Annotated in this window: 13 protein-coding genes and 1 riboswitch; of the genes, 7 read left to right on the forward strand and 6 right to left on the reverse strand. The window is 68.2% G+C overall.

The genetic code is table 11. The features are described from left to right. Position 1: 1 nt before the first annotated feature. From ACQ5SA_RS10195 to ACQ5SA_RS10205, 3 genes are all read left to right on the forward strand, one after another. On the forward strand, positions 2-1,765 hold the full coding sequence (locus ACQ5SA_RS10195) for a cytochrome c biogenesis protein DipZ (protein ID WP_499314156.1): 1,764 nt from the start codon (positions 2-4) through the stop codon (positions 1,763-1,765). Positions 1,766-1,779: 14 nt separating this feature from the next. Beyond that, positions 1,780-2,517, forward strand: coding sequence for a peptide-methionine (S)-S-oxide reductase MsrA (msrA, locus tag ACQ5SA_RS10200; protein WP_499314157.1), 738 nt, complete (start codon positions 1,780-1,782; stop codon positions 2,515-2,517). Between the two features lie 216 nt (positions 2,518-2,733). Beyond that, the gene (locus ACQ5SA_RS10205; RefSeq protein ID WP_499314158.1) at positions 2,734-4,182 is read left to right on the forward strand and encodes an aminotransferase-like domain-containing protein; all 1,449 of its coding nucleotides are present in this window, start codon (positions 2,734-2,736) and stop codon (positions 4,180-4,182) included. Positions 4,183-4,247: 65 nt separating this feature from the next. On the opposite strand, the gene bioD (ACQ5SA_RS10210) is transcribed toward ACQ5SA_RS10205, so the two are convergent. Further along, positions 4,248-4,451 carry an ATP-dependent dethiobiotin synthetase BioD gene (bioD, locus tag ACQ5SA_RS10210; RefSeq protein ID WP_499314159.1) on the reverse strand — a complete coding sequence of 68 codons (204 nt, stop codon included), beginning with the start codon at positions 4,449-4,451 and terminating at the stop codon, positions 4,248-4,250. Between the two features lie 104 nt (positions 4,452-4,555). Beyond that, entirely contained in the window at positions 4,556-5,248 is a 693-nt protein-coding gene (bioD, locus tag ACQ5SA_RS10215; protein WP_499314160.1) for a dethiobiotin synthase, read from the reverse strand. Positions 5,249-5,315: 67 nt separating this feature from the next. Here bioD (ACQ5SA_RS10215) and ACQ5SA_RS10220 point away from each other — a divergent pair, with 67 nt between their 5' ends. Both ACQ5SA_RS10220 and ACQ5SA_RS10225 read left to right on the forward strand, forming a co-directional pair. Beyond that, positions 5,316-5,798, forward strand: a complete 483-nt coding sequence (locus ACQ5SA_RS10220; RefSeq protein WP_230113166.1) for a free L-methionine (R)-S-oxide reductase MsrC — start codon at positions 5,316-5,318, stop codon at positions 5,796-5,798. Further along, the gene (locus ACQ5SA_RS10225) at positions 5,795-6,157 is read left to right on the forward strand and encodes a TfoX/Sxy family protein (RefSeq protein WP_132826048.1); all 363 of its coding nucleotides are present in this window, start codon (positions 5,795-5,797) and stop codon (positions 6,155-6,157) included. Before ACQ5SA_RS10220 ends, ACQ5SA_RS10225 begins: the two co-directional genes overlap by 4 nt. Before the next feature lie 33 nt (positions 6,158-6,190). Here ACQ5SA_RS10225 and ACQ5SA_RS10230 read toward each other — a convergent pair whose 3' ends face one another. Then, positions 6,191-6,769, reverse strand: coding sequence for a histidine phosphatase family protein (locus tag ACQ5SA_RS10230; RefSeq protein WP_089238474.1), 579 nt, complete (start codon positions 6,767-6,769; stop codon positions 6,191-6,193). A 176-nt stretch (positions 6,770-6,945) separates the two neighbouring features. Continuing rightward, positions 6,946-7,166: riboswitch (cobalamin riboswitch) on the forward strand. Positions 7,167-7,284: 118 nt separating this feature from the next. Between ACQ5SA_RS10230 and btuB the strand changes: the two genes are divergently transcribed. Continuing rightward, positions 7,285-9,126, forward strand: a complete 1,842-nt coding sequence (gene btuB, locus ACQ5SA_RS10235) for a TonB-dependent vitamin B12 receptor (protein WP_499314161.1) — start codon at positions 7,285-7,287, stop codon at positions 9,124-9,126. Between the two features lie 149 nt (positions 9,127-9,275). On the opposite strand, the gene gph is transcribed toward btuB, so the two are convergent. From gph to ACQ5SA_RS10250, 3 genes are read right to left on the reverse strand one after another with little or no spacing between them, the layout of a single operon-like run. Further along, positions 9,276-9,932: a phosphoglycolate phosphatase gene (gph, locus tag ACQ5SA_RS10240; protein WP_499314162.1), complete on the reverse strand. Its 657-nt coding sequence runs from the start codon at positions 9,930-9,932 to the stop codon at positions 9,276-9,278. A gap of 50 nt (positions 9,933-9,982) precedes the next feature. Further along, a complete protein-coding gene (locus ACQ5SA_RS10245) occupies positions 9,983-10,774 on the reverse strand; it encodes a class I SAM-dependent methyltransferase (protein ID WP_499314163.1) in 792 nt (263 codons plus the stop codon). Beyond that, on the reverse strand, positions 10,771-11,700 hold the full coding sequence (locus tag ACQ5SA_RS10250) for a LysR family transcriptional regulator (protein WP_100462792.1): 930 nt from the start codon (positions 11,698-11,700) through the stop codon (positions 10,771-10,773). The genes ACQ5SA_RS10245 and ACQ5SA_RS10250 overlap by 4 nt, the downstream gene beginning before the upstream one ends. Before the next feature lie 106 nt (positions 11,701-11,806). On the opposite strand from ACQ5SA_RS10250, the gene ACQ5SA_RS10255 reads away from it, so the two are divergent. Continuing rightward, positions 11,807-12,445 carry an NAD(P)-dependent oxidoreductase gene (locus tag ACQ5SA_RS10255; protein ID WP_499314164.1) on the forward strand — a complete coding sequence of 213 codons (639 nt, stop codon included), beginning with the start codon at positions 11,807-11,809 and terminating at the stop codon, positions 12,443-12,445. Positions 12,446-12,458 lie beyond the last annotated feature (13 nt).

Raw genomic sequence — 12,458 nt, forward strand, 5'->3', positions numbered from 1 at the left:
GATGCTGCTGTTGCTGCTTGCCTATCTCGGGGGCGTGCTGACCCTGCTCAGCCCGTGCATCCTGCCGGTGCTGCCGTTCGTGTTCGCACGCGCCGATCGTCCTTTCCTGCGCAGCACCCTGCCGTTGCTGACGGGCATGGCGCTGACCTTCACCGTGGTCGCCAGCCTGGCGGCGGTCGGCAGCCAGTGGGTGGCGCAGGCCAATCAGATCGGCCGCTGGGTAGCACTGGTGCTGATGGCCGTGTTCGCCATCGCGCTGCTGTGGCCGACCCTGGCCGACCATCTGCTGGCGCCGTTCCAGCGCATCGGTGCGCGCCTGAGCGCGCGTGCCGACGCCGCTGATGCGGCCGGCCGTGGCGGCGCCTGGACCTCCCTGCTGATCGGCATCGCCACCGGCCTGCTGTGGGCGCCCTGCGCCGGCCCGATTCTCGGCCTGGTGCTGACCGGCGCCGCCCTGAACGGCGCCAGTGTCGGCACCAGTTCGCTGTTGCTGGCCTACGCGCTGGGCGCAGTCACCGCGCTGGCGCTGGCGGTGTGGGTGGGCGGCCGCGTGTTCCGTGCACTGCAGGCCCGCCTCGGTCTGGGCAATGTGGTGCGCCGGGTGCTGGGCGTGGCCGCGCTGCTGGCGGTGGTGGCAATCGGCCTGGGCTGGGACACCGGCCTGCTGACCCGTCTGTCCGCCGTCAGTACCGCACGCATCGAGCAGGGCCTGCTGGATGCCGTGCCTGGTACGCAGCCGGCGGCACCGCCGATGATGATGATGGCGGCCGGGCAAGGTGGCGCGCCGCTGCCAGTGGAAGGCGCCCTGCCCTCGCTGGACGGCGCCACCGGCTGGCTCAACAGCCCACCGCTGAGCCGCGAGCAGCTGCGCGGCAAGGTGGTGCTGATCGATTTCTGGACCTACTCCTGCATCAACTGCCTGCGCGCGATGCCGTTCGTGCACGAGTGGGCGCAGCGCTACCGCGACCATGGCCTGGTAGTGGTCGGCGTGCACACGCCGGAGTTCGCGTTCGAGCGCGACCCGCGCAACGTGATGAAGGCCGTGCAGCAGCTGAGGGTCGGGTACCCGGTCGCACTCGACAACCAGTATGCGATCTGGCGCGCGTTCAACAACCGCTACTGGCCAGCGCACTACTTCATCGACGCGCAGGGCAACATCCGCGGCCACCAGTTCGGCGAGGGCAACTACGCGCACTCCGAACAGGTGATCCGCCGCCTGCTGGTGGAAGCCGGCCAGACCGATCTGCCGCCACCTGCGGACCCGGCCGCGGCTGACCTGCAGGGCGTGGCAACGCAGGCCGACATGGGCAACCTGCGCTCGCCGGAAACCTACCTGGGCCACGCACGTGCCGAGCAGTTCGCCTCTCCGGGCGGGCAGCGCGCCGACGCAGTATTCGGCTACACGCTGCCGTCCACCCTGGCGCTGAACCAATGGGGCCTGTCCGGACAGTGGCGCGTCAACGATGAAGCCGCACAGCTGCAGCAGGCCGGCGGGCGCATCGCCTTCCAGTTCCATGCCCGCGACCTGCATCTGGTGCTGGCACCGGGCGAGGACGGCAAGCCGGTGCGCTTCCGCGTGCTGCTCGATGGCAAGCCATTGCCAACGGCCGATGCCGGCGCCGACGTGGCTGCCGATGGCACCGGCACCGTCAACGAACACCGGTTGTACCAGCTGATCCGCCAGCGCGGCACGATCGGTCCGCATCGCTTCGAGATCGAATTCCTCGACGCAGGCGTGCAGGCCTACGCCTTCACCTTCGGTTGAACCGGGAGCACATGATGAAACTCTCCTTCGAACAGGGTATTGCCGCCGGCGTCGCCGGCCTGGTCGCCACTGCGCTGCTCGCTGGCGTGCTGCTGGTGGACCACGGCGCGGTGGCCGCAGCGGCCGAGCCCACGGCGCAGGTGCAGGCGCTGCCTGCGCCCAGCGGCGATGCAACGTTCCGCGATGACACCAGCCACGCCAGCGTGGTCTTCGCCGGTGGATGTTTCTGGGGCGTGCAGGGCGTGTTCCAGCACGTCAAAGGGGTGAGCAACGCGGTGTCCGGGTACATCGGAGGCAGTGCCACCGATGCCCGCTATGAGCGCGTCAGCGGTGGCCGCACCGGCCACGCCGAAGCGGTGAAGGTGGACTACGACCCGCGCCAGGTCAGCTATGGGCAGCTGATGCAGGTGTTCTTCTCGGTGGTGCACGACCCGACCCAGCTCAACCGCCAGGGGCCCGATCACGGCAGCCAGTACCGCTCGGCGATCTTCGTCGATGACATGCGCCAGCAGACAGCAAGTCGCGCCTACATCGGCCAGCTCGGCCAAGCGGGCAGCTACCGCGCGCCGATCGTTACCCAGGTGGGCAGCGGCCAGCGCTTCTACCCCGCCGAGAGCTACCACCAGAACTACATGAGCAACTACCCGCAGGCCGCGTATATCCGCTACTACGACGCGCCCAAGCTGGCCGCGCTCGGCAAGCAGTTCCCGGCGCTGTATCGCCGCGATCCGGCGCTGGTGCCGATGCGGTGACACCCCGGGTAGTGCCGGCCGCTGGCCGGCAACCGCACCCTTCCTGAGGCAGGGATTGCCGGCCAGCGGCCGGCACTACCCAGGCAAGGAAAAAGACGCACGGCCACGGGGCCGTGCGCTTGGGAAGTATCGACCCGGCCCCGATCAGGCCCGGCCGACAACGACATGCTAGGCTCGTCGGCATCATGGGTACAGAACCAGATGCGGATCGAGTCGATGGATACAGAAGACACCACCACGATGATCCCACCCCGCTACCAGCGGCTCTCGGACGAGCTGGCTGAAGCCATCCACGGCGGACGCTTGCCGGTCGGCAGCCGGTTGCCGTCGCTGCGGCAGATGGCTTCGCAGCGCCAGCTCAGCCTGAACACCGTGATTGCGGCCTATCGCCAGCTGGAAGACGCCGGACTGGTGATTCCGCGGCCGAAGGCCGGCTTCGAAGTCGCGCCGCGACTGTCGGCACCGCAGCGTTCGCTGCGCGATGCACCGTCAGCGCCGACCGCGCCACTGCAACAGGTACTGATGGCCCGCGTGCTGGAAGCACAGCGTCGCCCCGGCGTGGTCGACCTGGCCTTTGCCGGCCCGCGCGGACGACAGTTCTACCCGGGCGCGCAACTGGCACGGCACACCGCACAGGTGCTGCGACATGGCCAGCAGACCGTCGAAACCTATGCCCGTCCCAACGGGTCGCAGCGCCTGCTGGCGCAGATCGTGCGGCGTGGCCCGCGGCTGGGCCTGCATACCCACGCCGAGCGCCTGCTGCTGACCCATGGCGCGATGGAGGCACTGCAGCTGGCCCTGCGCGCGGTTACCCAGGCCGGTGATGCCGTCGGCATCGAGGCGCCCTCGTACTTCAACCTGTATCCCTTGCTGACCACCCTCGGCCTGCAGCCGATCGAGTTGCCCACCCATCCGCAGCGTGGCCTGGACGTGGATGCGTTGGAAGCACTGCTGGAGCACACGCCGCTGGCGGCACTGGTGGTGATGCCGACCGTACACAACCCTCTGGGCTGCACGATGCCGATCGCCGACAAGCAACGTCTGGCCGAGCTGGTCAACGCACGCCAGGTCCCGCTGATCGAAGACGCGGTGTATGCCGAACTGCAGTACTGCGAGCCGCCCGCCCCCTTGCTGAAGGCGTTCGACCGCGACGGTTGGGTGATGGTGGTCGGCGGCTTTTCGAAGACGCTGGCACCGGACTACCGGATCGGCTGGCTCGATGGCGGACGCTTCGCCGAACGCATCGCGCTGCTCAAATTCCAGTCCACCGGCGGTGAACCGCAGCTGCTCGGCGATGCGGTGGCTGCTTACCTGGAAGCCGGCAGCTACGAGCACCACCTGCATCGCATGCGACGGTTGTACCGCGAGCAGGTCGGTCGCCTGCGGCAACTGGTGGCCGAACACTTCCCTGCCGGCACCTGCGCCACCGAGCCGCAGGGCGGTTTCCTGCTGTGGCTGGAGCTGCCGGGCGTGGACACCCGTGAACTGTTCGAGCGCGCACTGGCGGAGGACATCGTGTTCATGCCGGGCCAGGTGTATTCGCGTGGCGCGCGGTACCGGCATTGTCTGCGGCTGTCGTGCTGCCAGACTCTGGACGCGCGCTTCATCGGTGCGGTGGAACGGTTGGGCGCGATCGCGCGGGAGCTGGCGGCGGCAACACGGTAGTGCCGGCCGCTGGCCGGCAACTGCACGCATTCCATTACCTCCAGGTTGCCGGCCAGCGGCCGGCACTACCCTTGGTCGTGGTGCAGGTACGCGCTCAGCGCTTCGCCATCGGCGCCCGGCAGATGCGGCAGCCGTCCCCAACAGGGCATCGGCAGGCGCTGCTGCAGGGTCGCGCAGTTCTCATCCTGGCGCTGCATCGAAGGATCGATGTGGTTGCCGATCCAACCCAGGCAGTCCACGCCATTGGCCTGCAGCGATTGTGCGGTCAACCGCGCGTGGTTCGGGAGCTGGCGGCGGCAACACGGTAGTGCCGGCCGCTGGCCGGCAACCTCGAGGTAGTCAAGTGCGTGCAGTTGCCGGCCAGCGGCCGGCACTACCCTTGGTTGTCGTGCAGGAAGGCGCTCAATGCTTCGCCATCGGCACCCGGCAGATGCGGCAACCGCCCCCAGCAGGGCATCGGCAGACGCTGCTGCAGGGTCGCGAAGTTCTCATCCTGGCGCTGCATCGAAGGATCGATGTGGTTGCCGATCCAACCCAGGCAGTCCACGCCGCTGGCCTGCAGCGATTGTGCGGTCAACCGCGCGTGGTTGACGCAGCCCAGGCGCATGCCGACCACCAGCACCACCGGCAGCCGCAGTGCACGTACCAGATCAAGCTGGTCCAGCTGCGCCGACAGTGGCGCCAGCCAGCCGCCCACGCCTTCGACCACCACCACGTCGGCCTGTGCGCGCAGGCGTTCGAAGGCCGCCACGATCGGTGCCAGTTCGATGCGCACGCCATCTTCTGCCGCCGCCAGCTCCGGCGCCAACGGCTGGCGCAATGCGTAGGGGTTCAGATCGGCGTAGGCCGGCACCGGCAGGCTGGCGGCCTGCAGTGCCAGCGCGTCGTCGTTGCGCAACCCCTGCCCCAGATCGTGGCTGCCGCTGGCCACTGGCTTCATGCCTACCGCGCGCAGGCCGCGCCGGCGCAGCGCGTACAGCAGCGCGGTACTGGCGGCGGTCTTGCCGATCTCGGTATCGGTGCCGGTGACGAACAGGGCCGTCGGCAACGTGGCAGGCAGGGACATCACAGGCTCCAGCACGGCAACAGAGCCTGCATTATCGCTGGCCCGGCACGCTTGCTAGACTGCGGCCATGTTTGCCAACGCCTCGCTCACCGGCAGCAAGCCGGAACAATACGCCCAGCTGCTGGAACAGGCCCGTGGCCTGGTCTACGGCGAGTCCGACCGCATCGCCAATGCGGCCAACCTCGCTGCACTGGTCTACCACGCCCTGCCCGACCTGAACTGGGTCGGCTTCTACCTGTATGACGGCAAGGAACTGGTGGTCGGTCCGTTCCAGGGCCTGCCGGCCTGCGTGCGCATTCCGCTGGACAAGGGCGTGTGCGGTGCGGCCGCCAGCCAGCGTGTGACCCAGCGCATCGAAGACGTGGAGGCCTTCCCCGGTCATATCGCCTGCGATGCTGCATCGCGCTCGGAGCTGGTTGTGCCGCTGGTCCGGGGTGAGGAGCTGATCGGCGTGTTCGATATCGACAGCCCGGTCGTCGGCCGCTTCGATGCTGAGGACCAGGCCGGTCTGGAAGCCATCGCCCACGTGTTCGTCGGGGCGTTGAAGTGAGCGCGGTCAAGCTGCGCAACATCGGCCCGAAGAGTGCGGCATGGCTGCGCCAGGTCGGTCTGCGCAGCCGCGAGGATCTGGTCGCCATCGGTGCCGTCGGCGCCTTCGTCAAGGTCAAGCGTGCCGGCTTCAAGCCCAGCCTCAACCTGCTGTATTCGCTGGAAGGTGCACTGCTGGACTGCCACTGGCAGGAACTGAGCGAACCGCAGCGCACCGCGCTGGTGCAGGACTACGAAGCACGTATCGCGGTGCATCCGCTGAAGGCGGCAGGCCCCGCATCGGGCCCGGTGCATGAGCAGCGCTTCGACGCCGAGGACGACGGCGAAGAAGGCACGGCCGAAAGCGCCGACGAGGATTGATCGGTAGCGCCGGGCCATGCCCGGCGGGTGCGCTCAGGGCTGCTGCAGCTCCAGCAGCTCGCCCACCAGCCCGGCTTCACCGCGCTCGACCCACACGCGCAGGCGCGTGCCGTGGTCGATGCGCAGCGCCCAGCACAGCGACATCGGCAGGCCACACACCTGCGACAGCACCATGCGCAGCGGACCGCCGTGGCTGACCACTACCGTCGGCGCCGGGTCGTCGTCATCCAGCAGTCGATCCAGCGCGCGTGCGATGCGCCGTTCGAAATGACCCCAGCTCTCGCCATGCGGCGGCGGAAACGCGTGCGGATCCGCGTGGAAGGCGGCCAACGCGTCTTCCGGCAGGTCGAACAGCGATTGGCCATCCCAGTCGCCGAAATCCAGCTCTTCCCACTCCTCGTCCGCCTCCACGTCCAGCGCGCGCGGTGTGGCCAGGGCCATCGCCGTATGCAGCGAGCGCAGGCGCGGCGAACTGATCACCCGTTCCCACGATTGCCCGGCATAGGCATCGACCAGCTCCTGCGGCAGGCGGGCCAGCTGCGGCGGATCGCTGCGGCCATCGAGGAACTCATCACGACCGTTGCCGGCATGGCGGACCAGGTCGAGGATCATGCGCGTGCCCAGTACGGGCGGCGCGGGAACAGCGGAAAACAGACGGACATCGGCAACGGCACCACGATAATTCGAGCTGCATTCTAGGCGCTGGCGCAGGTCTGCTGCACCGTGCAGGTGCATTCGCGCCTGTCCAGGCGCGCAGGTTCAACGCTACGGGCCGGCCGCGATGCCGTAGACTGCGCGCACTTCCAGGTGACCTGCGGCCCTGCCGGCAGGTTGAAACGGGAAGCCGGTGACGCGTGACAACACGCCATGCCGGCGCTGCCCCCGCAACGGTAAGCACGTCAGTTCCAGGCAACCCGCCACTGTGCCGCAGGCATGGGAAGGCGCTTGGACGGTGGCCTCGGGCCACCCGGCGGCGAGCCCGGAGACCGGCCCGGAAGCCTCAGGTCGCGATGCGGTGGGCATGGCGCTGGATGTCTGTGGCGATGGCCGCGGCATCGGCGCGTGCCTGCCTGTTGTGACTCCTCCCCTTCGCTGCGCGGGCGTGCGCGGCACCTGGAGTCCCCCCGATGAAACTGCAGTCCCGAATGCTGTCCCTGGCCGTGCTGGCCGCTCTTCCTGCGTTGGCCCTGGCCGAAGATGGCGCCGCCGATCTCGATCAGGTGCTGGTCACCGCCACTCGCACGCCGATCGCCCTGCAGGACAGCATTGCGCCTGCGCAGGTGATCGACCGCGCGCAGATTGAATCCAGCCAGGCCACCTCGCTGCAGGAACTGCTGCAGGGCCGCGCCGGCATCAACCTGACCAATGCCGGTGGGCTGGGCAAGCAGAGCTCGCTGTTCCTGCGTGGCACCAATTCCTCGCACACCGTGGTGTTGGTCGATGGCGTGCGCATCAACAGCGCCGACCTCGGCTTGGCGATGTACCAGGATCTGCCGCTGGCGCAGATCGAGCGCGTGGAAATCGTGCGCGGCCCGCAGTCCAGCCTGTACGGTGCCGACGCCATCGGTGGCGTGATCCAGATCTTCACCCGCCGCAACCAGGGCGACTTCGCTCCGCACTTCCAGCTGGGCGGCGGCAGCAACGGCCTGCGTGAAGCCAGCGGCGGCATCGGTGGCGGCACCGAACGCGGCTGGTTCGGCGCCGACATCGCTTACCAGCATTCGGATGGTATCGATGCCTGCCGCGGTTCGGCCACGCTGTTTACCGGCTGCTTTGCCGATGAACCCGACCGCGACGGCTACCGCAACCTGTCCAAGAGCCTGCGCGGCGGTTACAACCTGAGCGACCAGTGGACCGTGGAAGGCAGCGCGCTGCGTGCCGACGGCAAGAACCACTACGACGGCTACTACAATTACTCCGAGACCCGCCAGCAGGTGCTGGCCGGTAAGGTGCGTTTCACTCCGTCCGAGCAGTTGACGCTCACTGCCAATGTCGGCCGCAGCGACAACGAGTCCGACAACTTCGGTGATTTCGGTGCACGCGGCAGCGCACAGACGCACCGCGACAACGCCTCGCTGCAGGCCGACATCGGTGTGGCCGAAGGCCAGCTGCTCAGCGCCGGCGTGGACTGGAGCGAAGACAACCTGGACGGCAGCAGCGCCGGTTACCTGGTCGACAGCCGCCGCAATACCGGCGTGTTCCTGCAGTACCAGGCGCGCTTCGGCCGTCATCAGCTGCAGGCCAGCGCGCGCAACGACGACAACCAGCAGTTCGGCAACCACGCCACCGGCAGCCTCGGCTGGGCGATGGAGCTGGGCCATGGCCTGCGCGTCAACGCCAGCTACGGCGCCGCGTTCAAGGCGCCGACCTTCAGCGACCTGTACGACCCGTGGAGCGGCGTGCCGACGCTGGACCCGGAGAGGTCCAAGAGCGCCAACCTCGGCCTCTCGCAGCAGGGCCAGGGCTGGCGCTGGGGCCTGGACGTGTACGAGACCCGCATCGATGACCTGATCACCTATGACGCGGCCACCTTCCGCATGCAGCAGGTCGAAAAGGCACGCATCCGCGGTGCGGAACTGACCGGCGGCGCTACCGTGGCCGGCTTCGACATCAACGCGCAGCTGAGCTTCACCGACCCGCGCAACCGCACCAACGGCAGCGCGCAGTTCGACAACTGGCTGGCACGCCGTGCGCAGCAGACCGCGCGTCTGGACATCGACCGCCGCTTCGGTGACTTCCGCACCGGCCTGACCGTGCAGGGCGCGGGCAAGCGTTACGACGATGCCGCCAATGCGGTGAAGGTCGGCGGCTACGGCACGCTGGATCTGCGCGCCGAATATGCGCTGACCCCGGCATGGTCGGTGCTGGCGCGGGTGGCCAATGTGTTCGACCGCGAGTACGAGACCGTGGCGTGGTTCAACCAGCCCGGTCGCGAGTACCAGCTGAGCGTGCGTTACCAGCCAAAGTGACCGCAACGGTCACGGTAGTGCCGGCCGCTGGCCGGCAACATCATGACCTTCGGCAACGGTCACGGTAGTGCCGGCCGCTGGCCGGCAACATCATGACCTTCGGCAGCGCGTCACGGGGTGCCGGCCAGCGGCCGGCACTACCCGCTGCGTCAGCCCTGCAGGCCCGGCAGCTCGCGCAGGTCGTCGATCACCGCAACCGCGTGCGCGTTGTCCAGGTCCAGTCCTCGCGGATACCCGTAGCGCACCAGCGCGATCGGCATGCCGGCGTCTTCGGCGGCACGGTAATCGGTAAGCGAATCGCCCACCATCAGGCACGCATCGACGGGCAGTTCGAAGTGTGCGGCGATATGCCGCAACGGCTCTCCACTGGGCTTGCGCTGCGGCAGCGAATCACCGCCCAGCACCAGCGCGAAGGCCTCGGCGATACCCAGGTGCTGCAGCAACGGCGGCACCAGCGCGGCCGGCTTGTTGGTGCAGATGGCCAGCGGTACGTTCAACGCGCGCAGTTGCGCCAGCGCTTCGACCACGCCATCGAACAGCTTCGGGCTGCGCAGCAGGCATTCGCGGTAGTGGACCATGAAGGTCGGCATCACCGCTGCCAGATCGATCTCGCGCCCGGCAGCCTGCACCGCCTGTTCGACCAGCAGGCGCACGCCGTCGCCGATCCAGCCCAGCACGGTGGCTTCAGGTACGCGCGCCAAGCCGATGTCTTCCAGCGTGCGGTTCAGTGCTTCGGCGATATCGGCCGCGCTGTCGACCAGCGTGCCATCGAGGTCGAACACGACCAGCGGATAGGGATACGACAAGGGACAGCTCACTCGTGCAACGTGGGGCCGTCCATTGTACGCCCGCGCCTTCAGCCGACCCGGCGTGCGCGGGTGGCCAGGAAGGTCGGCAGGTAGCTGTCGATCAGGAAACGCGGCTGCGGTTGCCAGTCTTCCATGAAGCGATCGATGACGAACCCTGCATCCAGCTGCCCGCCGATCAGATCACCCAGGCTGTGACCGAATGTCAGCGCTTCGCCACGGGCCAGCTTGGCCTCGCGTGCAGCCGGGTCCAGGTCTTCCAGGTCGGAATAGGGAATCGCGTACTGCGGGCGGATCATGCCCTGCTCGTTCAACTGTGCGTCACGCGCAGCGACGAACACCACCGGATTGTAGAAGCTGGCCATCAGCAGGCCATCGCGCGCCAGCACCCGGTGGCACTCGGCCCACACAGGGCGCACGTCGGGCACGTACAGGTTCGAGATGGGATGGAACACCACGTCGAAGCTGTCGTCGGCAAAGGCCTGCAGATCACGCATGTCACCCTGCACGGTGCGCAGCGACAGACCATCGCGGTCGGCCACGGCGCGATCCTGCGCCAGCTGCCCGTCGGAAAGATCGAACACGGTCACTTCGGCGCCTGCCGCAGCAAGCACGGGCGCCTGCTGGCCACCGGCCGAGGCCAGGCACAGGATGCGCCTGCCACGCACATCGCCAAGCCAATCCAGCGGCAACGCACGCGGCGTCAGGTGCACCTGCCAACGCCCCTCGCGGGCGGCGGCAATCGTTGCGGCATCCACCGGTCGCGACCACTCACGCACCTCGCTGGCCTGGCGGTCCCAGGCGGCACGGTTGTGGTCGATCAACGCCTGTCCATGGTTCATGTGTTCTCCTTGCCCGAAGGGCGCCAGTCCAGATCCTGGAAGGCCGGGCTCGCGAAGCATTCGGCGAGGAAGTCCAGGAATCGCCGCATGATAGCGGGCTGCTGTCGACGCGACGCATACACCGCATGGATGCCGAGCTCGTCCAGGCTGTACTCGGGCAGCAGTTCGATCAGTTCGCCACTGCGCAGCAACGGTGCGACCTGGTAGGTCGGCAACATGGCAATGCCGGCATTGGCGCGCACGGCCTCCAGCAGCAGCGATGCCTCATTGGCACTGATGTTGCCGCCCACCGCAACCGACAACGAACGCCCTTCGCGATGCAGCTGCCATAGGCTCTTGCCGACGTAGTGATGGGTCAGGCAGTTGTGCGCAGCGAGGTGTTCGGGTGCAGTCGGCGTGCCACGTGCCTGCAGGTAGGCCGGCGTCGCGCACAGCACCGAGCGGCAGATCGCCAAGCGACGTGCAATCAGGCTGGGATCGATCTGCCGCGCGATGCGCACCGCCAGGTCGACGCGCTCCTCCACCAGGTTGACCGTGCGGTCGACCAGCAGCAGTTCGATGCGGGCGGCCGGATGGCGCTGCACGAAGGCGGCCACTGCGCGCGCCAGATGGCTCTGCCCGAACGACACGCTGGCAGTGATGCGCAGCGTTCCGTGTGGCTCGGGATCGTCGCTGGCCAGCTCGCCCTGCAGTTCATCGCCGATCGCCAGCATCTGCCGGAAACGCGCCAGCGCGGCTTCACCGGCCCCGGTCAGGCTGACCCGCCGCGTGGTCCGGTGCAGCAGCCGCGCGCCCAGCCAGCCCTCCACCTCGGCGAGGTAGCGGCTGACCATCGCCCGCGACATGTCCAGCACCTCGGCGGCGGCGGTCAGGCTGCCGCGCTCGGCAACTTCGACGAACACGGTCATGGCGGTCAATCGGTCCATCTGCTCGATCCATGCAACAAACAAGCGCGTTATACGCTGTTTTTCGAGCGACTGCAGCGGCCTACAGTGGCCTCATTCCCCCAGCCCTACCCCACGGAGTCCTGCCATGAAGATCGCCCTCGTCGGTGCCACCGGCAACATCGGCCGCCAGATCGCCCGCCACGCGCTGGCCAACGGCCACCAACTGACCGTCATCGTGCGCAGCGCGCAGGACCTGCCGGCCGAGCTGGCCGGCGCCCATCCGGTCATCGTCTCGCTGGATGACCAGGATGCCCTGGTCGCCGCCATTGCCGGCCACGATGTGCTGGCCAGCGCCTACGGCCCGCGCCCGGGCGACGACATCGGTCGCGTCGGCGAGGTTGCCGCGCAGCTGGCCGACGCCGCCCGCAAGGCCAACGTGCCGCGCCTGGTGGTGGTCGGTGGCGCCGGCAGCCTGGAAGTCGCCCCCGGCGTGCAGCTGGTCGACACCCCCACCTTCCCGGAGGCCTACAAGCCGTACGCGCTGGCCCACCGTGAAGCCTTCAACCGCCTGCAGGCAGTGGATGACCTGGATTGGACCTTCTTCTCGCCGGCGGCCGAAATCGGCCCGGGGGAAGAGCGTGGGCAGTATCGCGTGCAGCCCAAGGCCTTCCTCGCCGATGCCAGCGGCCACAGCCGCATCAGCTACGCCGACTACGGCGCCGCGTTCGTCGCCGAACTGGAAGCGCGCAAGTACCCGAAGCAGATCATCACGGCAGCGTATTGATCGACACGCTTGT

Source organism: Stenotrophomonas indicatrix (assembly GCF_050573115.1).
GTDB classification, from domain to species: domain Bacteria; phylum Pseudomonadota; class Gammaproteobacteria; order Xanthomonadales; family Xanthomonadaceae; genus Stenotrophomonas; species Stenotrophomonas lactitubi_A.